Raw genomic sequence first — 26879 nt, 5'->3', positions numbered from 1 at the left:
CACGCAGGGGAATGGTGGTTAAAGCCAGCCGAATGCACTGGCAGCACGAAACAACATGTAGAACGCGACAACCACGATCAGACCGGCGAGCACGAGATTGAGGACGCCGTTGCGGTGGGCCAGACGCGCGGCCAGACGCGCGCCAAACAGACTGCCGATCGCCCCGCCGCCGATGAAGACTCCAGCTAAAGACCAGGCAACCAAGCCGGAGCTCGCATAACTCACCGCCGTTGTCAGGCCAAACGCAGCCACCGCCACGAGCGAGGAACCGACCGCGAACAGAATCGGCATGCCGGTCGACGCGATAAGCCCAGGAACCACGAGAAAGCCGCCACCGATCCCAAAGAAGCCCGAGAGCAAGCCAGTGGCCGCACCGGACCCCAGCAGCTTCGGCGCATTGCTACGGTTGAATATCACCGAAGGGTCACCTTCACGGCCGCGCGAGCGCACCATCATGCCGGCCACGGCCAGCATCAGCAGGGCAAACAGGGCGAGCAACCGTTGCCCATCCATCGCCTTGCCCAACATGGCGCCGAACCATGCGCCCACGACGCCGGCTGTCGCAAATGCGGACGCGCAACGCCATTTGACGTTGTGCTTGCGAGCATGATTGGTCAGCCCGATCAGCGCGTTGGCCGCGACAGCGAGTGCACTGGTTCCGATCGCCAGGTGTGGGTTCTGCACACCCACCAGATAGACCATCAGCGGCACCGCCAGGATCGAGCCGCCGCCGCCGACCAGTCCGAGGGTGAACCCGACTGCGACTCCCGAAAGTGCGCCCAGTAGGAATTGCAGGGAAGTCATTGACTGGAGTTCTGGCTGCCGCAGTAAGCGGCGCACAACGCATCGATGACGCTGACAGCCGGGCCCTCGGCAAGCGCGTAGTAGATGGTCTGCGACTCGCGGCGCGTGGTGACAAGGGCCATCTCGCGCAGGACCGCCAGGTGTTGCGAGAGCGCAGACATGCTCAAGCCTGTGATCGGTTGCAGGTCTCCGACCGAGGATTCGCCTTCGACAAGTTGGCACAGCACAAGCAGGCGTGCCGGATGCGCTAGCGCCTTGAGCAACGCTGCCGCCTCATCGGCATAGCGCAACATCTCTTCGGGCGACGGGATCGTCCTTTTTTTCTTCTGTGAACGGCTCATGGCTGCTTATTTTAGAAATCGCTTGAAAATTAGTGTTGAAAAAACTAATTTAGGACAACCTAAATAAAAGAGCAAGCAGATGTGGATGAATCCGCAAGTCGAAAGCTTCTACGATTCAGCAACATCGACCTTCACGCATGTGGTGTATGACCATGACGGCGGGCGTGCGGCCATTGTCGACCCTGTATTGGACTACGACCCAGCCCAGGCACGGACGTCGACCGTATCGGCAGATCGCGTGCTTGCATTCGTGGACGAACACGCGCTGAGCGTGGACTGGATCCTGGAGACCCATGCGCACGCCGATCACCTGACCGCTGCGGCCTACCTCAAGCGCAAGACCGGGGCGCGGGTGGCCATCGGACACGGCATTACCCGCGTGCAGGAGCGCTTCAAGGCACTGTTCGGGCTTGAGCCCGGGTTTGCGACAGATGGCCGGCAATTCGACCAATTGCTCGCCGATGGAGAAACGTTTGCAATCGGCGAACTTCAGGCGCGTGCGATCGCCACGCCAGGCCACACCGATGACAGCCTCACCTATCTCATCGGCGATGCGGCGTTCGTGGGCGACACGGTGTTTGCTCCCGAAACAGGTACCGCACGGGTGGATTTCCCCGGTGGCGATGCGCGCAAGTTGTACCGGTCCATCCAAACGCTATTGGATTTTCCGCCTGACACGCGCCTGTTCTTGTGCCATGACTATCCGTCTGCCGGGCGCCAGGCGCGCGCGCAAAGTTCGCTCCAGGAACAAGCGCAGCGTAATGTGCATGTTGGCGGTGGGACAGACGAAGCAGCATTCGTAAAGATGAGAACGGAGCGCGATGCCACCCTGGCAGCGCCCAAGCTGATTCTTCCGTCCTTGCAGGTGAATATCCGGGCCGGCGAGTTGCCCGCGCCGAGCGCCAATGGCATCCAGTACTTGCGGCTTCCCATGAACCAGTTGGGAGCCGAGGCACCATGACATGGCTGACGACCCTTTCCGGTGGCGTACTGATTGGTCTGTCCGCAACACTTCTGCTTTGGCTCAATGGGCGTATCGCGGGCGTCAGCGGAATTCTGGCCGGATTGCTGTTTCCGAAGACAGGGGAGGTGGCGTGGCGGGCGATGTTCCTGCTTGGCTTGATCGCTGCCGCAGGCCTGTATATGACACTGGTTCCCGGGGCATTGCAGCCACGCACTGATCATCCTCGCCTCGGGCTGGTCGTTGCCGGTGTACTGGTAGGCCTGGGCACCCGCATGGGCAATGGCTGCACCAGCGGTCACGGCGTCTGCGGGCTCAGTCTTTTTTCCCTGCGCTCGCTGGCTGCAGTCCTTACCTTCATGGCGACTGCGATGGCGACAACGTTCGCCGTACGTCACCTCTGGACATGACGATGAAGAAACGTTGGTTTGCCGCCCTGGTGTCGGGCGCGCTGTTCGGGCTGGGGCTGGCAATGTCCGGCATGACCGACGCACGCCGCGTGCTTGGCTTTCTCGACGTGTTCGGCAACTTCGATCCATCGCTGATTCTGGTTCTCGGCAGCGCCGTTGCGACCACCGCAGTGTCGTTCCGCTTCGTTCTACGGCGCGGCGCGCCAATGCTTGCGGAGACGTTTCACCTAGCCAAGGCGCGGCCGGTCGACCGCAGATTGCTGATCGGCGCGGGCCTGTTCGGAATCGGTTGGGGCCTTGCCGGCTATTGCCCGGGACCTGCGCTCGCCGGCCTGGGAACGGGCGCAGTGGAGGCCTTGTGGTTCGTGCCCGCGATGCTTGCGGGAATGCTGATGTATCGCGTCCTCGAGCGCCCATGACACTGCACGATGACGGCTTGGGCACGATGTCCCGCGTGCGTTGTATCGCCAAGCCGGCGCCCCGATGCTGTCGAATCAGCCAAGCGGTGTGAGCCGAGTGGGTGATGCCCTGGCGGCTTGCAAGGCACGCGGTGCATCCGGCCGTGCGGGCGCACCGTCGATATCCTGCCAGCCTGTTCGCAAGTGGCGAGGGCGCCGTATCAGGCGCGCTGCTTGCCGCTCATTCAACCCACGCACATCGGCCGCGTTCCTGACCCTCGCCAGCGTACCTTACCCGGTCAGCGTCGCGCGCTCTATGGCGTCGAGGCTAATTCAGTGCTCTGGAGGGACGTGTTTGCGACCTGTGCTGCGATGATGGGGAGCAAGGGCCGCATCCATCCAAGATGGCTGCGGCCTCAGTGTCCGCGGCCGCTCCCGATGTGTGGTGGAGCTTCGGTCTGCTGGGTTTCCGGCATCAGTTCCAGCGCCGATGGCGTGGTGCGCAGCATCGGGCGGAACGCAATGGGGTGGGTGCGACGGCGCGCAAACCGCAGCAGCCGCGACAGTGTGAAGCCGGCAAGCGCCAGCAGCATCACCGCAAAGTAGACCGGCAAGGCCGCAGGGCCGAACTTCTGTATCGCCCCGCCGGCCAGCGCCGGGCCGATGGCCGCGCCCACACCATGCACCAGCAACAAACTGCTGCAACCGGACAACAGGTCTTCGCGTGGCAGGTAATCGAGCATATGCGCCACCGCAAACGGGTACAGCGAAAATGCCAGCCCGCCGTAGACGAAAAACAGCATCAACAAGAGGGGGGTCTGCGACTGCACCATCGGCACTGCCGCAGTGATAGCGATGGCCGCGGCCAGCACGCTTACCGCGATCAGGCCGATGCGCCGGTCATGCCCGTCGCTGATTCGCCCGATCGGCCATTGCAGCACTGCACCGCCTACGATCGCGGTGAGCATGAACATCGCCACGCCATCGGCATCGAGTCCGATGCGGTTGGCATAGACCGGCAGCAAGCCCCAGAACGCGCCCATCGCCAGACCCGACAACCCGGCCGCGACAGTGGCCACTGGCGCCAGCGCGTACAGCATTTTCAGGGGCAGGCGCGACACCTGCGGCACCTCCGGCGGAATCAAGCGTGTGGTGACCACCGGCATGACCGCAGCGCAGATCAGGATGGCGGTCAGTGTGAACATCGCCGGTGCTTGCGCGTCGCCGGCGGTCAGCAGAATCTGGCCCAACGCCAGCGCCGACAGATTGATCGCCATGTACACCGAAAACACCCGGCTGCGCCGGCGTGCATCCGGCTCGGCGTTGAGCCAGCTTTCGATCACCGTGTACAAACCCACCAATGCGGCGCCGGTGACCAGGCGCAACACGCCCCAGCCCCAGGGATCCAGCCAGATCGGATGCAACAACACTGCGATCGCCGCTAGCGACGCGTAAAAGGCAAACGCGCGGATATGTCCAATACGCCGGATCAACGGCGGTGCGAAGAATGTGCCGAGAAAAAATCCGGCGAAGTAGCCGGACATGATCAGACCCAGCGCCCGCGCATCGAAGCCGGCCTGGCCGCCGCGCACGGCGAGCAGCGTACCGAGCAGCCCGCTGCCGGTCAGCAACAGGGCAACGCCCAGCAACAGGGCAGTCAGCCGCAACATGGATGCGGCCCTCTTGGGGGGAAAGACGCGTCGATCACGTCATCGAGTGTATCAGCCACGCTGGTGCGACTTGAACGATGGAGCTCGCACAACGAAAACGGCTGGTAATGATGAGCAACCTCGCTGCCGATGGAGTGGGTTGCGAATTAATGCCACGTCTGTCGGGACACCGATCGGTGTGCATCTAGAGCGGGAAAAAAACGTAGCCAGCAGTCGTTATGTGGGTGCGGACCGTGCGCAGGAAGCCAGGTGTCTACGCATGGCACCTGAAAGCATCGAGCGCCTGCCGCGCTCGCCTGGTGGTGAGTGCATGAATTTGCTGGCTGCTCTCTATGCCAGGCCCATGCTGGTGAGGGAGAGCTGCTGGAAATGCCGGATCAACTGGTACGGATACGCTGCGCGCTATACACAGGAGGCCTTCCACGCCCTAACTGACGAGCCACCTCAAAGTGTCTCCGCCAGGCTGCCCTTGCGCCAGGGCGCGATTGGATGATTGCGTCGCCCTCCCTGCATCCGTCTAGAATCTGCGCCCTTGCATCGTCTTCAGCGGATCTGTCATGCCCATTTACGCGTTCCAGTGCACCACCTGCGGCCACTCGTTTGACCGCCTGCAGAAGATGGCCGACCCAGACCCGCAGACCTGCCCGTCCTGCGCGGCCGCCACGATCAAGCGCCAGGTCACCGCGCCGTCGTTCCGCTTGTCCGGCAGCGGCTGGTACGAGACCGACTTCAAATCGGCCGGCGAAAAGAAGAAGAACCTCACCGAAAGCAGCAGCGCGGGCGGCGGCGATGCCAAGCCGGCGGCGGCCAGCGACAGCAAGCCCGCCACTGCACCAGCTGCGCCTGCGGCAAAGTCCGCATCCGGGCCGGCGTGAGCGTGTATGCAGGCATTTGCCGGTCGTACGCTGATTGGCACGTCCAGGTCGGCGACGCTTAGCGCGCGTCGAACCGTGCGCGGCAGCCGTCGTTGACCCACACCGCGGAGCGGCGCGGGTCGAAGCCCCAGGTGCGGCCTTCTTCGCAACGGGTGTCGGACAACTGGCGGGTCAGCACCGGGCGGCCGGCGCGCACGTCCCAGTCGCAGCTGCGCAGGCGGCGGTCGTCGCTGCTGCAGGTCACCGAATAGTCGCCACGCGGACGATCGCCGCGGCCGCCGTAGCCGTCATCGTGCTCCCAGCCACCGCCGCCACGGGCCTGCGCAAAGTCGGCGCGGCAGCCGTCGTCCACCCAGATCCGGCCGTTTTCCTGATGCCAGTTGCGGCCCTCCACGCAGGGTGTGCCGGAGAGCTGGCGTACGATCGTCGCGCGCCGCCAGCCCGTATTGCAGATGGCCTGGCGCTGGTCGCGGCTTTCGCAGCGCACGGTGCCGGCGGCGGCATTGCCGGGGCGGTCGCCGCCGCCATTCCAGCCACCACCGCCCCAGCCACCGCGCGCCTCGACGAAGCGACCACGGCAGCCGTTGTCCACCCAGACGCGCCCAGGGTCGCTGCCCCAGTTGCGGCCTTCGATGCAGCGCGTGCCGGAGATGTTTTCCACCAGCGCGGCGCGCCCACGGAACGGGGTATCGCACTCGCGGCGGCGGTTATCGTTGCTGGAGCAGGTGATGCTGGGGCCGTTGAAGCCGCGGTCCTGTGCAGCGGCGGGACGGCTGACCAGGGTGCCGGCAAGGGCGACAAGACTGAAGCCGGAGATCAGCAGGGCGGTGCGCAGCATCGTGACGTCCTTGGTGCGGGAGGGGCGTGGTGCCTATTCAGCCGGGCGCTGACTTAAGCGCCGGTGACCGCCGCCGCATTTGCTCCTGCCGGCCGCCGGCCCCAGAATATCCGGCTTTCCGGCGCTGTCCTGCGTCGGGTTTTCAGCGGAGCTTTCGATGCGTACCCACTTCTGCGGCCTGGTCGACGAGACCATGATCGGCCAAACCGTCACTCTCGCCGGCTGGACCGACGTGGCCCGCAACCTGGGCGGGGTGTGCTTCATCGACCTGCGCGACCACGAAGGCATCGTGCAGGTGACCGTGGAGCCGGAGAACGCCGAGGTGTTCCCGGTGGCCGCCAGCCTTGGCTACGAAGACGTGCTACAGGTCGAAGGCGTGGTGCGGGCGCGGCATGCGGTCAACGACAAGCTGCGCAGCGGCAAGGTCGAAGTGATCGCCACCCGCATCACCATCCTCAACAAGGCCGCACCGCTGCCGTTCCATGCGCATGAAAATCCGGGCGAAGAAACCCGCCTAAAGTACCGCTACCTGGATCTGCGGCGCCCGGAAATGCAGCGCATGCAACGCACCCGCATCAAGCTGGTGCAGGCGCTGCGCCGGCACCTGGATGCGCGCGATTTCCAGGACATCGAAACCCCGATCCTGACCAAGGCCACCCCGGAAGGCGCACGCGACTTCCTGGTGCCGGCGCGTATGCATCCGGGCGAGTTCTACGCCTTGCCGCAGAGTCCGCAGCTGTTCAAGCAGATTTTGATGGTGGCCGGCTTCGACCGTTACTACCAGATCGCGCGCTGCTTCCGCGACGAGGCGCTGCGCGCCGATCGCCAGCTGGAATTCACCCAGCTGGACATGGAGTTCGCCTTCGTGCGCGAGCGCGACGTGCAGGACTTCGTTGAAGACATGATCCGCTCCATCTTCAAGGAAGTGGTGGATGTGGACCTGGCCGCGCAGTTCCCGCGCATGACCTGGGCCGAGGCAATGCGTCGCTACGGCTCGGACAAGCCGGACCTGCGTATCGCGCTGGAATTGATCGATGTGGCCGAGCTGGTCAAGGCGAGCGAATTCCCGGTATTTACCGCCGCCGCCAACGATGCCGACGGCCGTGTCGCCGCGTTGCGCATTCCCGGCGGTGCTGCGCTGTCGCGCAAGCAGATCGACGAGTACGCCGCGCACGCCGCCAAATACGGCTCCAAGGGCCTGGCCTACATCAAGCTGTCGGACACCGGCGAGGTCAGCTCGCCGATCGCCAAGTTCTTCTCCGAAGACGCATTTGCCGCGCTGCTCAAGCACGTAGGTGCGGGCAACGGCGACATCGTGTTCTTCGGTGCCGGTCGCTACAACACCGTGTCCGACTTCATGGGCGCGCTGCGCCTCAAGGCCGGCAAGGACTTCAAGCTGATCGCCGACGGTTGGGCGCCGCTGTGGGTCACCGATTTCCCGATGTTCGAATGGGACGACGAAGCGCAGCGTTACGTCGCGTTGCACCACCCCTTCACCGCACCGGCGGTGGACGATATCGCCGACCTGCGTGCCAACGCCCGCACTGCTGTGTCGCGCGGCTACGACATGGTGCTCAACGGCAATGAAATCGGCGGCGGCTCGATCCGTATCCACCGCCCGGACATGCAGAGCGCGGTGTTCGAGTTGCTGGGCATCGGTGCAGAGGAGGCGCGCGCCAAGTTCGGCTTCCTGCTGGATGCGTTGAACTACGGCGCCCCGCCGCACGGCGGCATCGCGTTCGGTATCGACCGCATCGCCGCGCTGATGGCAGGCACCGAGTCCATCCGCGACGTGATCCCGTTCCCCAAGACTACCGGCGCGCAGGATCTGATGACCGACGCCCCGTCGCCGATCGCCGCCGATCAGCTGGCCGAAGTGCACGTGCAGGTGCGCCCGAAGCAGCTCTGACCCGCGACCAGACACGGCCACGCCCAGCGCGTGGCCGTGTCGCCCACGATTGGCTGGCAGCGACCCTGCCGAAACCTTGGCGACCAATCCGCGCACTGCGCGCAAGCCCTGTCTCGAAAAGCTGGATGCGTCGCCGGTGCGCATCGGGCGCGACCCGTGCAACAAGACCCCGCGCTTTTCTCGGCACCGCTAGCGGTCGTGTAGGAGCTGTACGCCAACGCATGCCTAGCATCCAGACATCTGGATGCGCATCGGCCGCGTCCCAAACCAATGGCGCACTGTGACTTGTCTCGGAACCGGTAGCGCCTGTGCAGCAACTGCGCGTCGGCTCGAACCGCCGGGGCAGCGTGTCTTTCGTCATGCCGCCGACATTCCGACCCATGTGGTGCTCAGACCAGTGGTGCTGCGGCCTGCCCGCCATGCCTGCACACCCATGCCCCAATCGCAGGATGCTCTCCGATTCTCCAATCCCCAATCCCCACCTTGCAGAATCGCCGCCGCATGCGAGAAGCTGCCACGTCCACCTGGCACGAGAGTCCCGCATGACCCGCATCCGCCGCGCCACGCCGGACGATGCCGAAGCGTTGTCGCTTCTGGCCGCGCAGACCTTTACCGAAACCTTCGGGCATCTGTATCCGGAAGAAGACCTGCGTGGTTTTCTGGAAGAGACCTATGCGGTGGAGCGCGCGCGCGTCGTGCTGGCCCATCCGGACTACGCGATCTGGTTGCTGGAACTGGACAACCTGCTCGTCGGCCACGCTGCCGCCGGCCCATGCGGCCTGCCGCACGATGAGGTCCGCCCCCGCGACGGGGAACTCAAGCGCCTGTATCTGCTGAAGGATTACCAGAGCAGTGGCTGGGGCAGCCGACTGTTCGAAACTGCACTGGACTGGCTCGAACGCGACGGCCCACGCACCTTGTGGATCGGCGTGTGGTCGGAGAACTTCGGCGCGCAACGCTTCTACGCCCGCTACGGTTTCGAAAAAGTCGGCGAATACGACTTCCCGGTGGGCAAGATCGTCGACCGCGAGTTCATCCTGCGCCGCAAGCCGATCATGGAGGCCGAGTAAGCGCGACGACCAAACGACTGCATGCGCATCGGACCGGCGCGGCTGATGCCTCTGCTCCGGCCCGGCTGCGCTTGACGCAGACCGGCGCAGCGACCTGCAATCGCGATCGCGCAGGCGTTGCTGCACACCCTCCGCGCGTCAGACATTGGCCTGACGCTCATCTCCCCTCCCGGTAACCACGCCTGTGCCCAGCCAAACGTCGGCCATCCCGGTCATTCCCCGGCGCAGTCCGCGCAAGCACGCGGTCACCGCCACCGCCACCGCCACCGCCGACGTGCTGCTGGTGCACGGGATCTGGAATACCGCGCACTGGCTGTTGCCACTCGCACGCCGGATGCGCGCCGATGGGCTGGCGCCGGCGTTGTTCGGCTATGCCAGCGTGCTTGGTGGGCCGGCGCAGGCGGTGCCGCGCTTGATCGAACGCCTGCGCACCAGCCGCGTGCAATTGCTGGTCTGCCACAGCCTGGGTGGGCTGATGGCCTTGCAGGCCTTGTGCGATGCCCCCGACCTGCCGGTGCGCCGCGTGGTCTGCCTGGGCTCGCCCTTGTGCGGCAGCGCTGCCGCACAAGGGCTGGCCCGGCGTGGCGGCGTCTGGGCGATGGGCCGCAGTGCCACCCTGTTGCAGCAAGGGTTTGCGCGCTGGGACGGGCAGGCGGAGATCGGCCAGGTGGCCGGGTGCGTGCCGCGCGGCGTCGGCCGCTGGCTGGCACCGCTGGCCGATGGGTCTGACGGCACCGTGGCACTGGCCGAGACCCGTCTGCCCGGGCTGCGCGACCATTGCGTGGTGCAGGCCAGCCACAGCGGGCTGTTGCGCTCGCCCGAAGCCGCCGCACAGGCGCTGGCCTTCCTGCGCAGCGGCCGGTTTGCGCCGTGAACATCCGCTGGCGGATGGTGCGGCCCCGGTGAGTGCAAGCAATCAGGTAAAATCCGCGCCCTGTCATCCAAGCCAGTCCGGAACCACCCATGGGTAGAGGTCCCTCGATCGAAGGCCGCAAGAACGCCTCCGACGCCAAGCGCGGCAAGATGTTCACCAAGATCATCCGCGAGATCAGCGTTGCCGCGCGCGCCGGCGGCGGCGATCCGTCCAACAACCCGCGCCTGCGCACCGCCATGGACAAGGGCCTGTCGGCCAACATGTCCAAGGACGTGATCGAACGCGCCATCAAGAAGTCCACCGGCGAGCTGGAAGGTGTGGAATACGAAGAAGTGCGCTACGAGGGCTACGCGCCCGGCGGCGTGGCGGTGATCGTGGATTGCCTGACCGATAACCGCGTGCGCACCGTCGCCGATGTGCGGCATGCCTTCAGCAAATGCGGGGGCAACATGGGCACCGAGGGCTCGGTGGCCTTCATGTTCAAGCGCCTGGGCGTGCTCAGTTTTGCCGCCGGTAGCGACGAAGATACCCTCACCGATGCGGCCATCGAAGCCGGCGCCGACGATGTGGTGGTCTACCCGGAAGACGGCGCCATCGACGTGCTGACCGCCCCGGAGGCTTTCGCTCAGGTCAAGGACGCCCTGGCCGCCGCCGGCCTGGAGCCGGCCCACGCCGAAATCACCTTCCGCGCCGAAAACGACATTGCCGTCGACGGCGACACCGCCGTGCAGGTGCGCAAGCTGCTGGACATACTCGAAGACCTGGACGACGTCCAGGACGTCTATTCGAACGTCGATCAAGCGGCGCTTGGCGCGTAAGCGCCGGGAATTGGGAATGGAGAATCGGGAATCGAAACAGCGGCATCCTGCATTGCTCGGCAGCGTCGAGCACGCTAGGAGGCTGCGTTACCCATTCCCGATTCCCGACTCCCAATTCCCGGCCCCCCAATGACCCGCATCCTGGGCATCGATCCCGGCTCCCAGCGCACCGGGGTCGGCATCATCGACGTCGACGAGGGCGGTCGCAGCCGGCATGTGCATCACGCACCGCTGCTGCTGCTGGGCGAGGGCGATTTTGCACAGCGGCTCAAGCGTCTGCTGCACGGGTTGGGCGAGTTGATCGAGACCTACCGGCCGGATGAAGTGGCGATCGAAAAGGTCTTCATGGGCAAAAGCGCCGACTCGGCGCTCAAGCTCGGCCACGCACGCGGCGCGGCGATCTGCGCGGTCGTCATGCGCGATCTGCCGGTGCACGAGTACGCTGCCACCGAAATCAAGCTTGCGCTGGTCGGCAAGGGCGGGGCAGACAAGGTGCAGGTGCAGCACATGGTCGGCATCATGCTCAACCTGAAAGGCAAGCTGCAGGCCGACGCCGCCGATGCACTGGCGGTCGCCATCACCCACGCCCACGTCCGCGCCACCGCGCAGCGTCTGGGTGTCAATACCCAACAGGCCTGGAGCCGGAAGAAATGAGAATCGGGATTCGGGAATCGGGAATCGGGAATCGCAACAGCAGCAGGGTCGGGAGCAGCGCGTGCTCTTACGATTCCCGATTCCCGATTCCCGATTCCCGGCATCGCCCCGGCGGTGCCCAATGATCGGCCGTCTGCGCGGGATCCTGGCCTACAAACAGCCGCCATGGTTGGTGATCGACGTGGGCGGAGTGGGGTACGAGCTGGAGGCGCCGATGAGCACCTTCTACGATCTGCCCGATGTCGGTCGCGACGTCATCCTGTTCACCCATTACGCGCAAAAGGAAGACAGCGTCGCGCTGTACGGCTTCCTGCGCGAGGGCGAGCGGCGGCTGTTCCGCGACGTGCAAAAAGTCACCGGCATCGGCGCCAAGATCGCGCTGGCCGTGCTGTCCGGGGTGAGCGTGGACGAGTTTGCCCGTCTGATCACCGGTGGCGACATCACCGCGCTCACGCGCATTCCAGGCATCGGCAAGAAGACTGCCGAGCGCATGGTGGTGGAGCTGCGCGACCGCGCGGCCGACTTCAGCAGCGGCGCGCCGATCACCGGCCAGCTGGGGCCCGATGCTGTGTCCGAAGCCACCGTTGCCTTGCAGCAGCTGGGTTACAAGCCAGCCGAGGCCGCGCGCATGGCACGCGAAGCCGGGGCAGAAGGCGACGAAGTCGCCACGGTCATTCGCAAGGCACTCCAGGCCGCGCTGCGTTAAGCGGGCTCGACCTTTCTCATTCTTCACGCCCTTCAGCGATAACCTGCCCACTCAATGTCACAGACCACCACTCCCGCAGCTGGCCACGGCCATGCGCCTGCCAATAGCCATATGGCCTTGGTCATCGGCGCCATCGGCGTCGTCTTCGGCGATATCGGCACCAGTCCGCTGTACACCCTCAAGGAGGCGTTTTCGCCGCACTACGGGTTGACCAGCGACCACGACACCGTGCTGGGCGTGCTGTCGCTGGCGTTCTGGGCGCTGATGGTCACGGTCACGCTCAAGTACGTCACCATCATCATGCGCGCCGACAACGAGGGCGAGGGCGGCATCATGGCGCTGATGGCGCTGACCCAGCGCACCCTCAAGCAGGGCTCGCGCTCGGCCTACGTCGTCGGCATCCTCGGTATCTTCGGCGCCTCGCTGTTCTTCGGCGATGGCGTAATCACCCCTGCTATCTCGGTGATGGGCGCGGTGGAAGGCCTGGAAATCGCAGCGCCCAGCCTGCACCCCTTTATCGTGCCGATCACCGTGGTGGTGCTGCTGATCGTGTTCATGGTGCAGCGCTTCGGCACGGAAACGGTGGGCAAGGTATTCGGGCCGATCACCTGCCTGTGGTTTTTGTCGCTGGGTGCGATCGGCATCTGGAATATCGTCGATGCGCCGGAGGTGATGAAGGCCTTTAATCCCTGGTGGGCGATCCGCTTCTTCATGGAGCACGGTTGGCACGGGGTGTTTATCCTCGGCGCGGTGGTGCTGGCGGTGACCGGCGGTGAAGCGCTGTATGCGGACATGGGCCATTTCGGCGCACGCCCGATCCGCCATGGCTGGTACTTTTTCGTCCTGCCGATGCTGCTGCTCAATTACCTGGGGCAGGGCGCACTGGTGCTCAATCACCCTGCCGCGCTGAAAAATCCCTTTTTCGAGGCGGTGCCCAGCTGGGCGCTGTACCCGATGATCATCCTGGCCACGCTCGCGGCGGTGATCGCCTCGCAGGCGGTGATCACCGGTGCGTATTCGGTGGCCCGCCAGGCCATGCAGCTGGGCTACATCCCACGCATGCTGATCAAGCACACCTCGCGTACCACCATTGGCCAGATCTACGTGCCCGGCATCAACTGGCTGTTGATGGTGATGGTGATCGCGCTGGTGCTGATCTTCCGCAGCTCCACCAATCTGGCCGTGGCCTACGGGATCTCGGTCTCGATGACGATGCTGATCGACACGTTGCTACTGGCTCTGGTGGCGCGTTCGTTGTGGCCGCGCTGGCGCAACTGGGTGCTGCCGCTGTGCGTGGTGTTCTTCCTCATCGAGTTGGCGTTCGTGATCGCCAATGGCGCCAAATTGCTGCAGGGCGCATGGTTTCCGCTGGCCCTGGGCATCGTGGTATTCACCATGATGCGCACCTGGCGGCGCGGCCGCGCGCTACTGCGCGAAGAGATCCGCAAGGACGGTATTCGCATCGACACCTTCCTGCCGGGCCTGATGCTGGTCCCCCCTGCGCGGGTGCCGGGCATGGCGGTGTTCCTGACTGCCGACCCGATGGTCGTGCCGCATGCGTTGATGCACAACCTCAAGCACAACAAGGTGCTGCACGAACGCAACATCTTCCTCAACGTCGATACCTTGCCGATCCCGTACGCGCCGGCCGACAAGCGCCTGCAGATTGAATCGATCGGCGACGAGTTCTACCGTGTGTACGTGCGTTTCGGTTTTATGGAAACGCCTGACGTGCCGCTGGCACTGATGCGCTCCTGCGACCAGGGCGGCATCCATTTCGACCCGATGGACACCACTTTCTTCGCCAGCCGCGAGACCATCGTGGCCAGCGCCAACCGCGGCATGCCGATCTGGCGCGACAAGCTGTTCGCGCTGATGCATCGCAACGCCGCCCCGGCCACCGGCTTCTTCCGCATCCCCGGTAACCGCTTGGTCGAGTTGGGCGCGCAAGTGGAGATCTGAGCGTGGCCGCGCTCAAGTGGATGGTCTACGGGCGCTCGCCGAGCCTGGACACCTTCTGGGACGAGGCGCTGAATCTGGGGCGTGTCCCGGCAACCGAGGCCGCCATCGCAGGAGCGCAGGCGCGGCTCGGTGTAAGCCTGCCGGCTTGGTTGCGTGGGTTGTACGCACGCTACGACGGCGGCGCGGTGCAGATGGCGCGTGGTCAGTCCCTTGAGGAGCCGGACAACTGGCTCCAGGCCGAATGGTTGATCCCGCGTGCCCGCCTGCTTGGCAGCGCGGAGCTGTTTTCTTTCGCCGAGGTCCGTGCTCGCGAGGAGTACCGCAACGATGCGTATGCCGGTCTGGCCGCCGGTGGTGACGACCGCCGCGTGATCGCCATCGCTGCCGATGACCGCACGCCCAGTCGCGCGCTGTGCCTGGACTACTCCGCAGCCGATGGTGAGCCCACCCTGGTCTATGTCGACGCAGGCGACAATCGCCGGCTGGCGGTGTTCGCCAACGTGGACGAGCTGCTGGCGCAACTGGTCGATGTCCACTACTGGTCGCCCGCTTTGCAGGCCAAGCACGACGGAGATGTGGTGCGGTGGCAGCCGCAGCCGCCCGCGTTGACCACGTTCTGGAGCGGCGCCGGGCACTGGAGCGAGCACGCAGCGGCTGCGGACGTCGATGCCTTCGCCTCCGCCGAAGCACGGCTGGGTGTGCGCCTGCCAGCATTACTCAAGCGTCTCTACAGCGTCCAGGACGGCGGAGATACCGGCTGGTGCTGGGTGCTGCGCACCCGTTTTCCGTCCGATCACTACGTGGATTGGGAATGCGTGCTGGTGGATCGTGACCTGACGCCGCTGGCGAGCATCCGCAGCGTGCTGGATCTGGCCGCTGCCTTCGAAGATCCGGACGACTTCAGCGCGGCGGCGTGCCTGCATGCCGGTCTGGATCAGGTGCTGGTGCTGTCGTGCCACAACGTCGATTGCCTGCTGTGCCTGGACTATCGCGCGCGCGGCCCGCAGTGCGAGCCGGACGTGGTGTATTTCGATCGCTGGGAGGGGCTGGTCCCGACCTGGCGCGCGCGGAGCTTCGACGCGTTCTTCAGCGCGCTACGGCAGGCCGATCTTGATGTCTAGATGCTGCGCCGCCTGCGCGCGGCATGCGAAGATGGCGGGATGACCGAGCAGCGCATCATCGCCAGCAGCGCCACCCGCGAAGACGATGCCGCCGATGCGAGCATCCGCCCCAAACGCCTGGCCGATTATCTCGGCCAGCAGCCGGTGCGCGAGCAGATGGACATCTACATCCAGGCTGCCAAGGCGCGCGGCGAGGCGATGGATCATGTGCTGATCTTCGGCCCGCCCGGCCTGGGTAAGACCACGCTCAGCCACGTCATCGCCAACGAGCTGGGCGTCAACCTGCGCTCCACCTCCGGGCCGGTGATCGAAAAGGCCGGCGATCTGGCCGCGCTGCTGACCAACCTTCAGCCGCACGATGTGTTGTTCATCGACGAAATCCATCGGCTGTCGCCGGTGGTGGAAGAAGTGCTGTACCCGGCGATGGAAGATTTCCAGATCGACATCATGATCGGCGACGGCCCGGCCGCGCGCTCGATCAAGATCGATCTGCCGCCGTTCACCCTGATCGGCGCCACTACCCGCGCCGGCCTGCTGACCGCACCGCTACGCGATCGCTTCGGCATCGTGCAGCGGCTGGAGTTCTATTCGCCCGCAGAGCTCACCCGTATCGTGATCCGCTCGGCCGCGATCCTGGGCATCGATTGCACGCCCGAAGGCGCCGCGGAAATCGCGCGACGTGCGCGTGGCACCCCGCGTATCGCCAATCGGCTGCTGCGCCGCGTGCGCGATTACGCCCAGGTCAAGGCCGCCGGCCATATCGATCTGCCGGTGGCGCAGGCCGCCATGCAGATGCTGAAAGTGGATCCGGAAGGCTTCGACGAGCTCGACCGCCGCATGTTGCGCACCATCGTCGAACATTTCGATGGCGGCCCGGTGGGAGTGGAATCGCTGGCCGCCTCGTTGTCGGAAGAGCGCGGCACGCTGGAAGACGTGATCGAGCCCTACCTGATCCAGCAGGGTTTTTTGATCCGCACCGCGCGCGGTCGCATGGTCACGCCCAAGGCCTATCTGCACCTGGGCCTGAAACCGCCGCGCGACCGCGCCCCGGGCATCGGCGAACCGGGAGACCTGTTTTGATGGCGCTTTCTTCGTCGCCAGGCTGGGCCGTCTCGACCAGAAATCCATGCCCATGACCGCCACTCCCGTCATCCCGATTTCCGAATCCCCGCCTGTATTCAGTTGGCCGACACGCGTCTACTGGGAAGATACCGACGCCGGCGGGGTGGTCTACCACGCGCGCTACGTCGCCTTCATGGAACGCGCGCGCACCGAGTGGATGCGCGCGGCCGGTTACGGGCAGGATCTGATGCGCCAGGACCACGGTCTGGTGTTTGTGGTCCGCTCGATGCAACTGGATTTCCTCAAGCCGGCCCGGCTCGACGACGCGTTGTCAGTGTCGGCGGTGCTGCTGAAATGCAGACGGGCCAGCCTGCTGTTTGCACAGTCGGTCCGTCGCGAGGGCGAGGTGCTGCTGACTGCCGAGGTGCGCATTGCCGCACTCGGCACCAGCGACTTCCGCCCGCGCGGCATGGACGATGCGGTGTATGACGTTTTGAAAGCTCTAGAAACCCCAGAATCCGATTACTGAGGAACGAACGGATGTCGATTGCATTGCTCCTGGCCCTGCAGGACACGGTAGTGGAAGCACTACCGCAGGAAGTCACCGCGGCCGCGGCGCAAACCGCCACGGCGGCGCACAACAGCAGCATCAACTATGTTGATCTGATCCTGCGCGCCAGCATCCCGGTCAAGATCATCGTGCTGTTGCTGCTGATCGGCTCGTTCATCAGCTGGGTGATCATTTTCCGCAAGGCGCGTGCGTTCAAGCAGGCCAACCGTGAGGCCGACGAGTTCGAAAACCGTTTCTGGTCCGGTGCCGATCTGGCCAAGCTCTACGCATCGGCAACCGACCGCAACCGCACTGTCGGTGGTCTGGAATCGATGTTCGAAAGCGGCTTCCGCGAGTTCTCGCGGCTGCGCGATCGCCGCCGCCTCGATGCGCGCGTGCAGCTGGAAGGCGCACAGCGCGCCATGCGGACCGCGTTTACCCGTGAGGTCGATCAGCTGGAGCGCAATCTCGAATTGTTGGCCAACATCGGCTCCACCGCACCGTACGTCGGTCTGGTCGGTACCGTATTCGGCATCATGGTGACCATGCACGACATGGTCAGCAGTGGCGAGCAGGCCGGTATCGCGGCCGTGGCGCCAGGCATTTCGGAAGCCTTGTTCGCCACCGCCATCGGTCTGTTCGTGGCGATCCCGGCGGTATGGGCCTACAACCGCTTCACCACCCGTGTGGAACGGCTGTCGGTGCGCTACGAGACCTTCGCCGACGAGTTCAGCTCCATCCTGCAGCGTCAGGCCGGCGCAGACGAGTAATGCGCGTCTCTCGCAAGTTTTCTGGCCTGCGCACGCGCGTTGCAGAAGCCTGCATGGCGCGGCTGGTGGATACGTCCACCGCCGCTGCGCACGCACCGGTCTGCAGGACTTGGACAGGCGAGCCACTCGCGACAAATCGCACACGTGTGTGCGAGGGACTAATTAGGAACGTTTCGCGATGATCTCCGGTATTTCCCGCCGTAAGAAGCGCAAGCTCAAATCCGACATCAACGTCGTGCCGTATATCGACGTGATGCTGGTGCTGCTGATCATCTTCATGGTGACCGCGCCGTTGTTGACCCTGAGCACCGACGTCAGCCTGCCGAGCTCGCGCGCCAAGGCGCTGGAAAGCAAGCAGGACCCGATCGTGGTGGTGGTCGCCGCCGATGGCCAGTTGGCGCTGCAGCTGCCCAAGGGCAAGCCGCAGGCCATGGACGTCAATGCGCTGCAGGCCCAGTTGGCCGCCATCGTGGCGCAGGACAAGGACGCACGTGTCGTGGTGGCCGGCGATCGCGCCGCGCCGTATCAAAAGATTATGGATGCCATCGACGTGCTCAAGCAGGCCAAGGTCGAGAAGGTCGGCCTGATCTCCGACTCCGGCGGCACTGCAGGCAGCGATGCACGCTGACGCATTTCCCACCCAGGGCGCGCGCGAGGATGGCTGGCTGCGGCCGGTCATGCTGGCCTTGGTCGTGCACATTCTGGTCGCGCTGGTGTTCATCGCCGGCTGGCTGTGGTCGCCCGAACGCTCGGTCGAACCGGCTGCGGGCGACCCCAGCATGGAGGCCTCGCTGGACGTCTCTGCCGCCGAGGCGCGCGTCGCCCGTCAGGCGCTGAAGGCTACGCCGGTCGAAGCACCGCCGCCGCCGGCGCCATTGCCCGAGCCTGCCCCGGAAGACAGCGTGCCGCCGCCGCAGCCGATCCCGGAGCCGCGCCCGCAGGATGCGCCCACGCAGCAGCAGGCACAGGCGCAGGAGCGTGTTGCGCAACCGGACAAGGTCGACCAGGACAAGGTCGACGCGCTGGCCATTTCCCAAGAGAAGGCCAAGCAGGAACAGGAAGCCAAGCGGCGCCAGGAGCAGATCGACCTGACCGAGCGCAAACGTCAGGAAGAGGCCGAGCAGAAGCTTCGCTTGGCCAAGCAGCAGGAAGAAGCCGACGCCAAGAAAAAGCAGGCCGCTGCCGAGCAGGCTGCCGACGCCGAGCGCCAGAAAAAGATCGCCGACATCCGCCGGCAGCGCGAGCAGGCCACCAAGGAAGCCGCGCTGGCCGAGCAGAAGCTGCGCCAGGTTGCTGCTGCGCGCGCCCAGCAGGCCTCTGCCGCAGCAGCGACCAGTGCGCAGCCGACTGCAGGGCAGGGGGGCACCAGTACCGACCTGTCGGCCAAGTACGCCGCGGCGATCCAGCAAAAAGTGCTGTCCCAGTGGGTGCGTCCGCCATCGGTGCCGCCGGGGCAGAAGTGCACCATCAACATCCGTCAGCTGCCGGGCGGCAGCGTGATGGAGGCCAAGGTCGCGCCGGGCTGCCCGTACGACGAGGCCGGCCAGCGCTCGATCGAGGCTGCGGTGTTGAGCGCGCAACCCTTGCCGTATCGCGGGTTCGAATCGGTGTTCCAGCGCAATCTGACCTTCGTGTTCACTGCGCAGGACCAGTAAGCGCTGGAGTGATCGCGGTGCGGCAGCTTGCGAGCGCTGCACCGCAGAACGACAGCCGGACCACAACCGGGGCAACTAGGTTGTCGTCTCGTATCCTGCCGGCGTCGATTGGGGCTTGGCGGCGCCGACTGGCTCAGGCCGGGCGGGGTTGCCTCGCCGCTCGACCGCTCGCTCCATTTTCACGTTGTCTCGTTCATGATTGCGAGTATGTTCACTCGCTGATTGGTATCCCTTGCACACTTTTCCTGCCCGATCCGAGCCGTCCATGAAAAAACCGCTGCGTTGGCTAGCTGCCCTGACCGCCCTGTTGTTGCCGCTGAGCGCGCTCGCGCAACAGCAAGGGCTTACCATCGACATCGTCGGCGGTAGCGCCTCGGCGACACCGATCACCGTCGTCCCAATGCCTTACCAGGGCTCCGGCACGGCACCGCAGACCGATGTGTCTGCCGTCGTCGGCGCCGATCTGGATCGCTCCGGCCAGTTTCGCACCTTGCCGGTTGCACAGATCGTCGAAAAGCCCACCCGCGGCACCGAGGTGCAGTTCCAGACCTGGCGCACTCTCAAGCAGAACTACATCGTCGTCGGCCGCGTGATGGATGCGGGCGAGGGCGCATATCGCGTCGAATACGAATTGTTCGATGTGGCCAAGGGCGAGCGCATGCTCGGGCTGGCGATGACAGCGCGCGCCAACGCGATGCGTGATGTTTCGCATCAGATGGCCGATGCGATCTACGAAAAAATCACCGGCGTGCGTGGCGCGTTCTGGACCCGGATTGCCTACGTGACCGCCAGCGGCAAGGGTGGCGCGATGCGCTACGCGCTGATGGTGGCCGATTCGGATGGCTACAACCCGCAGACCATCGTGCGTTCGGCCGAGCCGTTGCTGTCGCCGAACTGGAGCCCGGACGGCAAGAAGCTGGCTTACGTGAGCTTCGAGCGTGGTAACTCCTCGATCTATCTGCAGGACATCGCCACCGGCGCGCGTGAACTGGTCTCCAGCTTCCGCGGCATCAACGGTGCACCGTCGTTCTCGCCGGACGGCCGTCGCCTGGCGCTGGCGCTGTCGCGTAGCGGCAACCCGGAGATCTACGTGATGGATCTGGGCAGCAAGCAGCTGACGCAGCTGACCAACCACTTCGGCATCGATACCGAGCCGACCTGGGCGCCGGATGGCGGCAGCATCTATTTCACCTCCGATCGCGGCGGTCGTCCGCAGATCTACCAGGTGGCTGCCAGCGGCGGCAGTGCTAACCGCGTGACCTTCCAGGGCAATTACAACGCGACTGCCAGCGTGTCGTTCGACGGCAAGAAGATCGCCGTTGCGCAGGGCAGTGGCAACAGCTACCGCATCGCCATGATGGATCGCAGCCTGGGTTCGCCAAGCTGGAGCACGCTCTCGCCGGGTTCGCTGGATGAATCGCCGAGCTTCGCGCCCAATGCCAGCATGGTGTTGTACGCCGCACGTGAGGGTGGCCGGGGCGTGCTTTATGCCGTGTCTGCCGACGCTCGGGTCCGCCAGCGTCTGGTTCTGGCCGATGGTGATGTGAGAGAACCCGCTTGGGGGCCTTACCGAACCGCGCATTAATGTTAATATTTCGCTGCGTTAAACCACTCATTGGCCCAGAGCCTCCATAGGTATCCCATGAACAAGTCCACCCGCGTCTTGCTTGTCTCCCTGTTGTCCGTTGCCGTGCTGGCTGGTTGCTCGAAGAAGGTGAAGGAAACTCCGCCTCCTGCAACCGATACCACCGCCGGTTCCTCCGTTCCCACCGGCCCGGCCACCTCTGGCCTGTACGGCCCGGGCGACCTGGATACCGATGCTTGCCTGCGCCAGCGCGTTGTCTACTTCGACCTGGATCAGGACTCCCTGAAGCCGGAATTCCAGGCCATCATGGCGTGCCACGCCAAGTACCTGCGCGATCGTCCGTCTTCGCGCATCACCCTGCAGGGCAATGCTGACGAGCGCGGTTCGCGCGAGTACAACATGGGCCTGGGCGAGCGCCGCGGCAATGCAGTGTCGTCGTCGCTGCAGGCTGCCGGTGGTTCGGCCAGCCAGCTGACCGTCGTCAGCTACGGTGAAGAGCGTCCGGTCTGCACCGAAACCAGCGAAAGCTGCTGGTCGCAGAACCGCCGCGTCGAAATCGTGTACACGGCTCAGTAAGAAACGATGCGCTTTCGAGTGACATCTCTGTTCGTCGCGGCGGCCCTTGTGGTCGCCGCGCCGGCATACGCCCAGCGAGCCAGTCTCGCTGATCGTGTGGCGATGCTCGAGCAGCAGCAGGCCAACAGTCAGGCCAATAACGATCTCCTCAATCAGCTGCAGCAGGCGCGTTCGGACCTGCAGGGCTTGCGTGCGACCGTTGAACAGCTGCAGCACGACAACGAGCAACTCAAGCAACAGTCCAAGGACCAGTATCTGGACCTGGACGGACGTCTGAACCGGCTGGAAGGTGCAGGTGGCGCAACGCCTCCGCTGCCTTCAGCGACCGGCAGCGTCACCCCAGCCCCGGCTCCGGCCGCGCGGCCTGCAACGGCGGCCACTTCCGAGAAGCCGCCGTCCGTCCATGGCGATGCAGGGACCCTGGCTGTCAGCAACGACGAGCGCACTGCTTATAACGTGGCGTTCGATGCATTGAAAAACGGCAAATACGACGATGCGTCGCAGCTGTTTCTGAGCTTTCTCGAGCTCTATCCCAATGGTGTCTATACCCCCAACGCGCTGTATTGGCTGGGTGAGAGTTATTACGCCACCCGCAATTTTCAGCTGGCCGAGGCGCAGTTCCGCGATCTCGTCAGCCGCTATCCCACGCATGACAAGGCCGCTGGCGGTCTGTTGAAACTCGGCCTGTCGCAGTACGGCGAAGGCAAGAACAACGAAGCCCAGCAAACCTTGCAGCAGGTTGTTTCTCAGTATCCGGGTTCAGACGCAGCACGTGTCGCCCAGGAACGTCTGCAGTCCATCCGTCTCGGCCAGCAACTGCGCTGAGCCGCGCCGCGTCGGTGCCTCTCGGCACGGCGCATACTTTGCCTATGAACGCCGCCGCCGTCCCCAGCGAGATCGTCCAGTCGCCTCTGCCGCGATTGAAGATCACCGAAATCTTCCTGTCCTTGCAGGGCGAAGCCGAAGCTGCTGGCTGGCCAACCGTGTTCGTGCGACTGACCGGCTGCCCGTTGCGCTGCAATTATTGCGATACCGCCTACGCATTTCATGGCGGACAGTGGCATGACATCGACGCAATCGTGGCCGAAGTCGCCAGCCATGGCGTGCGACATGTCTGCGTGACCGGCGGTGAACCGCTGGCGCAAAAGCGTTGCTTGGTACTGCTGCAGAAGCTCTGCGATGCAGGCTTCGACGTGTCGCTGGAAACCTCCGGCGCATTGGATGTCTCCGAGGTCGATACACGCGTCTCGCGTGTAGTCGACATCAAGACGCCCGCTTCCGGGGAAGAGCAGCGCAACCGCTGGGACAACCTGGCATTGCTGACCGCACGCGACCAGATCAAGTTCGTGATCTGCAGTCGCGCCGATTACGAATGGTCGCGCGGGATCGTCGCGGCGCATGCACTGGAGCGTCGGTGCACGGTGTGGTTTTCGCCCAGCAAAGGCGAAGTGCCTCCGCGACAGCTCGCCGACTGGATCGTGTCCGACCGTCTGCCGGTGCGCTTCCAGATGCAGCTGCACAAGATTCTTTGGGACGACGAACCGGGCCGCTGACGGCGCTCAGCAGATTCTGCACAGCCGGCAGGATGGCGTGGGCGTGGCGCTGGAACTTTGCGAGGCGCAGTTTGCCATCGCCAGTCACACAGTTGACCAATGCGTGCCTGCAGTCCGACTTCGGCTGCCGAGCAGTCTCCAGTGCTTGCGTCATGTCGCGTCGGCTGATGAACATATCGAACAGACCGCTCGTCGTCGCGGCCAGGCGCCGACCCTGCTAGCCTTTGCGTCTTCCGTTGTCGATGCCGTCTGAAATGAAAAAAGCTGTCGTTCTGTTGTCCGGAGGTATGGACTCCGCCGCCGTCATTGCGCTCGCGCAGGAGCAGGGCTTTGCCGTGTACGCGCTGAGCGTGCGCTACGGTCAACGTCACACCTCCGAGCTAGATGCGGCCGCGCGGGTTGCGGCAGCCCAGGGCGTCGCTGCGCACAAGGTGGTCGACGTGGATCTACGCAGCATCGGCGGCTCGGCGCTCACCGACGACATCGAGGTGCCGGACGCCGGCGGCGACGGCATCCCGGTCACCTATGTGCCGGCTCGCAACACCATCATGCTGTCGCTGGCGCTCGGCTGGGCCGAGGTGGTCGGGGCTAACGACCTGTTCTGCGGCGTCAATGCAGTCGACTACTCCGGCTATCCGGACTGCCGCCCCGAGTTCGTGCGCGCCTTCGAAGTGCTGGCCAATCTGGCCACCAAGGCTGGCGTGGAAGGCGCCGGTCTGCGCGTGCACGCACCGCTGCAATTCCTCAGCAAGGCTGACATCGTGCGCGAGGGCGTTCGCCTGGGCGTGGATTTCGGCCTCACTGTGTCCTGTTATCGCGCCGATGTGGATGGACGTGCCTGCGGCCACTGCGACGCTTGCCGGCTGCGCGCCGCCGGCTTCGCCGATGCTGGCGTTCAGGACCCCACGCATTACGCGATTTCGTCTTGACGCTTGTGTAGGGTAGAATGCGCACCCCGACGCATAGTCGGGTCAGTGGGCCGTTAGCTCAGTCGGTAGAGCAGAAGACTTTTAATCTTTTGGTCGATGGTTCGAATCCATCACGGCCCACCATCTATATCAAGGCTTTCAGCCAAAAATCCCGCTTCGCAATCTCGCATCCGCACCGCACTTCAGCGCGGACGTGTCGTGCTTTTTCCCTACCATCGCTGGACACGGCGCTGGCGGCGCTGTCCGTTCTGAATTGAGGCAAGCCACTCCTGAGTGCGCCGCATGCGCGTGAGGCGTTGGACTGCTCCCCCACAGTGCCCGGATTGGACATGACGCTACAGGTGCGGCAGTTGCGGCGTTCCGAGCGAACAGTGTCTGGCCGGTGTGCAGCAGGGCAGGCCGATTGCGTGTCGGGCGCCTACGCCCGCACTTACGCGACCTGACTCGCCGCGGTCGTCAGCCCCTGCAGATCCACTTGCCGGTGACCTTGAAGGTCTTTGCGTTGATCGCGCGGGTGTTGACCTGGCCCAGCTGCACCGAGGTGGTTTGCGGAAACGCGTCGCGGCATTGCGCGGCACCGTCGGCCCATTGCTGATTGAACACCTCGGTCCTGCTCGGCCCGGTGTGGGTGAACGATGTCATCTGATCTGTGCGGGAGATGACGTGCAGCGATGTTGCGGCTGCAGTTGTGGCCAAGCTGGAGGAAAGGATGATTCCAAGCGCCAGTATTGCCGTGGGAACGAAGTTTTTGCGCAAGAGCGAAGGCATGGTATGGCCGATTCGAGTGATAAAAAGGAGGGGATTGGTCACTGTCGGCGGGAGGCTACGGCGTGCATAAGACGGCGAGGTGACCGTAGGTTTGCGAATCCAATGGGTTATTCCAGCGTTCAGCGCCTGAGCGCAATCACGTCCGAGGCCGAGGCCGCTGCCGGGCGCCCAAGCGCTGATCCGCCGTGTATTTCGCGGACCTGGGTTGCGGGATGAAGGCAAGGTGCCGGTCTCGCGCCACTGTCGGTGCGTGTGATCTCTGACTCAGCCGCGCCGGCGTACGCGTTGACCGGGTCGCTTTCGCGATCGTCGAGGTCTGTGTCTAATTCGCCAGGAATAAGCCAGGTGGACGAGTTGCCAGTGTGGCCAGCCCAGATGCTGATGGCGGCATGATCGCCCGTTCACGGCAGTCGCTTTATTGTGCGGTCCAGCCTTAGGACCATGACGGGAATGGCCGAGTATCAGGAAGACGCCGCAAAGTCGCGGATTTACGAGGCTTTGCTACAGGCCACGCCGGACCTTCTATACGTATTCGACATCCAGCATCGCTTCGTCTACGCCAATCAGGCGCTGTTGACGATGTGGGGCATGCGTTGGGAAGAAGCGTGTGGCAAGACCTGCTTGGAGCTTGGCTACGAGCCCTGGCATGCGGCGATGCATGATGAGGAGATCGAGCGCGTCATCGCCACGCGTCAGCCGATTCGCGGTGAGGTGCCGTTCCCGCATACGGTCAAAGGGCTGCGCATCTACGATTACATCTTTACGCCGGTGTTCGGGCCGAACGGCGAGGTCGAGGCAATCGCCGGTGCCACGCGAGATATCACCGAACACAAGCAGCACGAACAGCATTTGCAGTTATTGATCAACGAGCTCAACCATCGGGTCAAGAATTCCTTGGTGATGGTGCAGTCGCTGGCACGTCAGTCCTTCAATAATGCCGACAGCCTTGGCGATGCGCAGGAAAAGATCGATGCGCGCTTGCTCGCGCTGTCGCGAGCGCACGATACGTGACCCGTGAGAATTGGATCAGCGCAGATATTCTGGAGCTGACCCGCGATGCGGCCGCCCTGTACGCATCGCGCGACACTCAGCGCTTTACGTTGCTGGGGGAATCCTGCCGGCTCGATCCGCGACGTGCATTGGCGCTGTCGATGGCGTTGCACGAACTGTGCACCAATGCCGTTAAATATGGTGCGCTTTCGTCGTCCGAAGGGTCTGTACAGATTGCCTGGGAACGCCAAACGCGAGACGACCAACAGGTACTTGAGCTGACCTGGCAGGAGGCGGGTGGCCCGGCAGTGCAGCCGCCCACACGCAAGGGTTTTGGGTCGCGCATGTTGGAACGCGGTTTGAAGCACGATCTCAAAGGCGATGTAGAGCTTTCTTTCGCGCCGACAGGCGTGCGGTTTCGGGTGTCGATTCCGCTGCCGGTTGAGCTGGCGGAGGTGCGGCTGTGACGCGCGTGCTGTTGGTCGAGGACGAGTCGTTGGTGGCCATGCTGCTGGAAGACTGCCTGACGGAGTTGGGATACGAAGTCGCCGCGACAGTGGGCGATGTCGATACCGCGCTTGAGGTGGTACAGCAGGGAAACCTCGATCTGGCCGTGCTGGACGTCAACCTGGGTGGCGTACTGTCCTTTCCGATTGCAGAAGAACTCGATACGCGCGGGGTGCCCTATATCTTCGTGACCGGTTATGCGCAAGGCGGCATTCCAGAGAAGTTCCGGCATCGGCATGGCTTACAGAAACCCTTCCAGTTTCGAGATCTGAAAGAGGCGTTGTCGGTGCTGGAAAGAGAAACGAAGGTCGAGTGACCATGCTGCCGCCAGGCCAGGCCAGGCCTGAAGGCGACAGTTATTCCAATCCAGCAATTCCAGCAATCTGCGCTGCAGCCCTTCGCGATAACGCCGAATCGCACGCATGAGCCTTCCAGGCTGTGGATGACCAAGCCGACGTCTTGCGATCGGCAAGGTCCTTTCAGTTCGGAGCGGCGGCGCTAGGCCGCGGTGCCGCAACTCCCC

Annotated in this window: 27 protein-coding genes, 1 tRNA gene and 2 pseudogenes; 25 read left to right on the top strand and 5 right to left on the bottom strand. The window is 64.4% G+C overall.

Going from position 1 to position 26879, the window contains the following annotated elements; genetic code table 11:
* Positions 1–18 precede the first annotated feature (18 nt).
* Positions 19–804 carry a sulfite exporter TauE/SafE family protein gene (locus BJD12_RS06635; RefSeq protein ID WP_005997831.1) on the bottom strand — a complete coding sequence of 262 codons (786 nt, stop codon included), beginning with the start codon at positions 802–804 and terminating at the stop codon, positions 19–21.
* The gene (locus BJD12_RS06630) at positions 801–1145 is read right to left on the bottom strand and encodes an ArsR/SmtB family transcription factor (RefSeq protein ID WP_005997832.1); all 345 of its coding nucleotides are present in this window, start codon (positions 1143–1145) and stop codon (positions 801–803) included. Before BJD12_RS06630 ends, BJD12_RS06635 begins: the two co-directional genes overlap by 4 nt.
* Positions 1146–1230: 85 nt before the next feature.
* Here BJD12_RS06630 and BJD12_RS25315 point away from each other — a divergent pair, with 85 nt between their 5' ends.
* The 3 genes and pseudogenes from BJD12_RS25315 to BJD12_RS06615 all read left to right on the top strand — a co-directional run bounded on the left by BJD12_RS25315 (position 1231) and on the right by BJD12_RS06615 (position 2935).
* On the top strand, positions 1231–2106 hold the full coding sequence (locus BJD12_RS25315) for an MBL fold metallo-hydrolase (RefSeq protein WP_039420205.1): 876 nt from the start codon (positions 1231–1233) through the stop codon (positions 2104–2106).
* Positions 2100–2516 (top strand): annotated as a pseudogene (locus BJD12_RS06620) (YeeE/YedE family protein); the annotation flags it as partial. The gene BJD12_RS25315 and the pseudogene BJD12_RS06620, both read left to right, overlap by 7 nt.
* A 2-nt stretch (positions 2517–2518) precedes the next feature.
* Positions 2519–2935 (top strand): DUF6691 family protein, encoded by a 417-nt coding sequence (locus tag BJD12_RS06615; RefSeq protein WP_039420199.1) that lies wholly within the window; start codon positions 2519–2521, stop codon positions 2933–2935.
* Positions 2936–3330: 395 nt separating this feature from the next.
* Here BJD12_RS06615 and BJD12_RS06610 read toward each other — a convergent pair whose 3' ends face one another.
* Positions 3331–4584, bottom strand: a complete 1254-nt coding sequence (locus tag BJD12_RS06610; protein WP_005997839.1) for an MFS transporter — start codon at positions 4582–4584, stop codon at positions 3331–3333.
* A gap of 557 nt (positions 4585–5141) precedes the next feature.
* On the opposite strand from BJD12_RS06610, the gene BJD12_RS06600 reads away from it, so the two are divergent.
* Positions 5142–5459 carry an FmdB family zinc ribbon protein gene (locus BJD12_RS06600; protein ID WP_005997841.1) on the top strand — a complete coding sequence of 106 codons (318 nt, stop codon included), beginning with the start codon at positions 5142–5144 and terminating at the stop codon, positions 5457–5459.
* Between the two features lie 58 nt (positions 5460–5517).
* On the opposite strand, the gene BJD12_RS06595 is transcribed toward BJD12_RS06600, so the two are convergent.
* A complete protein-coding gene (locus BJD12_RS06595) occupies positions 5518–6297 on the bottom strand; it encodes a DUF3011 domain-containing protein (protein ID WP_039420194.1) in 780 nt (259 codons plus the stop codon).
* Positions 6298–6454: 157 nt separating this feature from the next.
* Between BJD12_RS06595 and aspS the strand changes: the two genes are divergently transcribed.
* The 19 genes from aspS (at position 6455) to BJD12_RS06500 (ending at position 24214) form a co-directional block, all read left to right on the top strand.
* A complete protein-coding gene (gene aspS / locus BJD12_RS06590) occupies positions 6455–8206 on the top strand; it encodes an aspartate--tRNA ligase (RefSeq protein WP_005996586.1) in 1752 nt (583 codons plus the stop codon).
* A 542-nt stretch (positions 8207–8748) separates the two neighbouring features.
* Positions 8749–9276 (top strand): GNAT family N-acetyltransferase, encoded by a 528-nt coding sequence (locus tag BJD12_RS06585; protein WP_005996585.1) that lies wholly within the window; start codon positions 8749–8751, stop codon positions 9274–9276.
* Between the two features lie 274 nt (positions 9277–9550).
* The gene (locus BJD12_RS06580) at positions 9551–10150 is read left to right on the top strand and encodes an alpha/beta hydrolase (protein ID WP_074059526.1); all 600 of its coding nucleotides are present in this window, start codon (positions 9551–9553) and stop codon (positions 10148–10150) included.
* Between the two features lie 89 nt (positions 10151–10239).
* Positions 10240–10968 carry a YebC/PmpR family DNA-binding transcriptional regulator gene (locus BJD12_RS06575; protein WP_005996583.1) on the top strand — a complete coding sequence of 243 codons (729 nt, stop codon included), beginning with the start codon at positions 10240–10242 and terminating at the stop codon, positions 10966–10968.
* Positions 10969–11097: 129 nt separating this feature from the next.
* Positions 11098–11622, top strand: a complete 525-nt coding sequence (ruvC, locus tag BJD12_RS06570) for a crossover junction endodeoxyribonuclease RuvC (RefSeq protein WP_005996087.1) — start codon at positions 11098–11100, stop codon at positions 11620–11622.
* A gap of 121 nt (positions 11623–11743) precedes the next feature.
* Complete coding sequence (gene ruvA, locus BJD12_RS06565; RefSeq protein WP_005996088.1) at positions 11744–12328, top strand: Holliday junction branch migration protein RuvA; 585 nt, start codon at positions 11744–11746, stop codon at positions 12326–12328.
* A gap of 54 nt (positions 12329–12382) precedes the next feature.
* Positions 12383–14290: a potassium transporter Kup gene (locus BJD12_RS06560; RefSeq protein ID WP_042828484.1), complete on the top strand. Its 1908-nt coding sequence runs from the start codon at positions 12383–12385 to the stop codon at positions 14288–14290.
* A gap of 2 nt (positions 14291–14292) precedes the next feature.
* On the top strand, positions 14293–15411 hold the full coding sequence (locus tag BJD12_RS06555; protein ID WP_005996090.1) for an SMI1/KNR4 family protein: 1119 nt from the start codon (positions 14293–14295) through the stop codon (positions 15409–15411).
* Between the two features lie 39 nt (positions 15412–15450).
* Entirely contained in the window at positions 15451–16491 is a 1041-nt protein-coding gene (gene ruvB, locus BJD12_RS06550) for a Holliday junction branch migration DNA helicase RuvB (protein ID WP_039423468.1), read from the top strand.
* Between the two features lie 52 nt (positions 16492–16543).
* Positions 16544–17002 (top strand): tol-pal system-associated acyl-CoA thioesterase, encoded by a 459-nt coding sequence (ybgC, locus tag BJD12_RS06545; protein WP_042828485.1) that lies wholly within the window; start codon positions 16544–16546, stop codon positions 17000–17002.
* An 11-nt stretch (positions 17003–17013) separates the two neighbouring features.
* Positions 17014–17793: a protein TolQ gene (gene tolQ, locus BJD12_RS06540; RefSeq protein ID WP_005996093.1), complete on the top strand. Its 780-nt coding sequence runs from the start codon at positions 17014–17016 to the stop codon at positions 17791–17793.
* 178 nt (positions 17794–17971) lie between these two features.
* Positions 17972–18421 (top strand): protein TolR, encoded by a 450-nt coding sequence (gene tolR, locus BJD12_RS06535; RefSeq protein ID WP_005996094.1) that lies wholly within the window; start codon positions 17972–17974, stop codon positions 18419–18421.
* On the top strand, positions 18411–19448 hold the full coding sequence (gene tolA, locus BJD12_RS06530) for a cell envelope integrity protein TolA (RefSeq protein ID WP_039423447.1): 1038 nt from the start codon (positions 18411–18413) through the stop codon (positions 19446–19448). Before tolR ends, tolA begins: the two co-directional genes overlap by 11 nt.
* Positions 19449–19713: 265 nt before the next feature.
* The gene (tolB, locus tag BJD12_RS06525) at positions 19714–21033 is read left to right on the top strand and encodes a Tol-Pal system beta propeller repeat protein TolB (RefSeq protein ID WP_039423448.1); all 1320 of its coding nucleotides are present in this window, start codon (positions 19714–19716) and stop codon (positions 21031–21033) included.
* Positions 21034–21090: 57 nt separating this feature from the next.
* Entirely contained in the window at positions 21091–21609 is a 519-nt protein-coding gene (gene pal, locus BJD12_RS06520; protein WP_039423449.1) for a peptidoglycan-associated lipoprotein Pal, read from the top strand.
* A gap of 6 nt (positions 21610–21615) precedes the next feature.
* Positions 21616–22434: a tol-pal system protein YbgF gene (ybgF, locus tag BJD12_RS06515; protein ID WP_058564025.1), complete on the top strand. Its 819-nt coding sequence runs from the start codon at positions 21616–21618 to the stop codon at positions 22432–22434.
* Between the two features lie 44 nt (positions 22435–22478).
* On the top strand, positions 22479–23162 hold the full coding sequence (gene queE, locus BJD12_RS06510) for a 7-carboxy-7-deazaguanine synthase QueE (protein ID WP_005988709.1): 684 nt from the start codon (positions 22479–22481) through the stop codon (positions 23160–23162).
* 254 nt (positions 23163–23416) lie between these two features.
* Complete coding sequence (queC, locus tag BJD12_RS06505) at positions 23417–24091, top strand: 7-cyano-7-deazaguanine synthase QueC (protein WP_039423452.1); 675 nt, start codon at positions 23417–23419, stop codon at positions 24089–24091.
* A 47-nt stretch (positions 24092–24138) separates the two neighbouring features.
* Positions 24139–24214: transfer RNA gene (locus BJD12_RS06500), tRNA-Lys, on the top strand.
* A gap of 333 nt (positions 24215–24547) precedes the next feature.
* Here BJD12_RS06500 and BJD12_RS06495 read toward each other — a convergent pair.
* The gene (locus BJD12_RS06495; protein WP_005988707.1) at positions 24548–24733 is read right to left on the bottom strand and encodes a hypothetical protein; all 186 of its coding nucleotides are present in this window, start codon (positions 24731–24733) and stop codon (positions 24548–24550) included.
* A gap of 576 nt (positions 24734–25309) precedes the next feature.
* On the opposite strand from BJD12_RS06495, the pseudogene BJD12_RS06490 reads away from it, so the two are divergent.
* A pseudogene (locus tag BJD12_RS06490) lies at positions 25310–26316 on the top strand (sensor histidine kinase).
* Positions 26317–26354: 38 nt separating this feature from the next.
* The gene (locus BJD12_RS06485; RefSeq protein ID WP_050812839.1) at positions 26355–26672 is read left to right on the top strand and encodes a response regulator; all 318 of its coding nucleotides are present in this window, start codon (positions 26355–26357) and stop codon (positions 26670–26672) included.
* Positions 26673–26879 lie beyond the last annotated feature (207 nt).

The sequence above is a fragment of the Xanthomonas vesicatoria ATCC 35937 genome, assembly GCF_001908725.1.
In the GTDB taxonomy this organism is placed as follows: domain Bacteria; phylum Pseudomonadota; class Gammaproteobacteria; order Xanthomonadales; family Xanthomonadaceae; genus Xanthomonas; species Xanthomonas vesicatoria.
Note: the sequence above shows the minus strand (reverse complement) of the source record. Positions and strands in the feature narration are given on the sequence as shown.

Excerpts from the sequence above, each read along its gene's own strand:
- queE (WP_005988709.1), top strand. The coding sequence starts at position 22,479 with ATGAACGCCGCCGCCGTCCCCAGCGAGATCGTCCAGTCGCCTCTGCCG.
- BJD12_RS25315 (WP_039420205.1), top strand. The coding sequence starts at position 1,231 with ATGAATCCGCAAGTCGAAAGCTTCTACGATTCAGCAACATCGACCTTC.
- BJD12_RS06635 (WP_005997831.1), bottom strand. The coding sequence starts at position 804 with ATGACTTCCCTGCAATTCCTACTGGGCGCACTTTCGGGAGTCGCAGTC.
- aspS (WP_005996586.1), top strand. The coding sequence starts at position 6,455 with ATGCGTACCCACTTCTGCGGCCTGGTCGACGAGACCATGATCGGCCAA.
- BJD12_RS06575 (WP_005996583.1), top strand. The coding sequence starts at position 10,240 with ATGGGTAGAGGTCCCTCGATCGAAGGCCGCAAGAACGCCTCCGACGCC.
- BJD12_RS06610 (WP_005997839.1), bottom strand. The coding sequence starts at position 4,584 with ATGTTGCGGCTGACTGCCCTGTTGCTGGGCGTTGCCCTGTTGCTGACC.
- BJD12_RS06495 (WP_005988707.1), bottom strand. The coding sequence starts at position 24,733 with ATGACATCGTTCACCCACACCGGGCCGAGCAGGACCGAGGTGTTCAAT.
- BJD12_RS06585 (WP_005996585.1), top strand. The coding sequence starts at position 8,749 with ATGACCCGCATCCGCCGCGCCACGCCGGACGATGCCGAAGCGTTGTCG.
- ruvB (WP_039423468.1), top strand. The coding sequence starts at position 15,451 with ATGACCGAGCAGCGCATCATCGCCAGCAGCGCCACCCGCGAAGACGAT.
- pal (WP_039423449.1), top strand. The coding sequence starts at position 21,091 with ATGAACAAGTCCACCCGCGTCTTGCTTGTCTCCCTGTTGTCCGTTGCC.
- BJD12_RS06630 (WP_005997832.1), bottom strand. The coding sequence starts at position 1,145 with ATGAGCCGTTCACAGAAGAAAAAAAGGACGATCCCGTCGCCCGAAGAG.
- BJD12_RS06560 (WP_042828484.1), top strand. The coding sequence starts at position 12,383 with ATGTCACAGACCACCACTCCCGCAGCTGGCCACGGCCATGCGCCTGCC.
- tolQ (WP_005996093.1), top strand. The coding sequence starts at position 17,014 with ATGTCGATTGCATTGCTCCTGGCCCTGCAGGACACGGTAGTGGAAGCA.
- ruvA (WP_005996088.1), top strand. The coding sequence starts at position 11,744 with ATGATCGGCCGTCTGCGCGGGATCCTGGCCTACAAACAGCCGCCATGG.
- BJD12_RS06615 (WP_039420199.1), top strand. The coding sequence starts at position 2,519 with ATGAAGAAACGTTGGTTTGCCGCCCTGGTGTCGGGCGCGCTGTTCGGG.
- ruvC (WP_005996087.1), top strand. The coding sequence starts at position 11,098 with ATGACCCGCATCCTGGGCATCGATCCCGGCTCCCAGCGCACCGGGGTC.
- BJD12_RS06485 (WP_050812839.1), top strand. The coding sequence starts at position 26,355 with ATGCTGCTGGAAGACTGCCTGACGGAGTTGGGATACGAAGTCGCCGCG.
- ybgF (WP_058564025.1), top strand. The coding sequence starts at position 21,616 with ATGCGCTTTCGAGTGACATCTCTGTTCGTCGCGGCGGCCCTTGTGGTC.
- queC (WP_039423452.1), top strand. The coding sequence starts at position 23,417 with ATGAAAAAAGCTGTCGTTCTGTTGTCCGGAGGTATGGACTCCGCCGCC.
- BJD12_RS06595 (WP_039420194.1), bottom strand. The coding sequence starts at position 6,297 with ATGCTGCGCACCGCCCTGCTGATCTCCGGCTTCAGTCTTGTCGCCCTT.
- tolA (WP_039423447.1), top strand. The coding sequence starts at position 18,411 with ATGCACGCTGACGCATTTCCCACCCAGGGCGCGCGCGAGGATGGCTGG.
- BJD12_RS06600 (WP_005997841.1), top strand. The coding sequence starts at position 5,142 with ATGCCCATTTACGCGTTCCAGTGCACCACCTGCGGCCACTCGTTTGAC.
- tolR (WP_005996094.1), top strand. The coding sequence starts at position 17,972 with ATGATCTCCGGTATTTCCCGCCGTAAGAAGCGCAAGCTCAAATCCGAC.
- ybgC (WP_042828485.1), top strand. The coding sequence starts at position 16,544 with ATGACCGCCACTCCCGTCATCCCGATTTCCGAATCCCCGCCTGTATTC.
- tolB (WP_039423448.1), top strand. The coding sequence starts at position 19,714 with ATGAAAAAACCGCTGCGTTGGCTAGCTGCCCTGACCGCCCTGTTGTTG.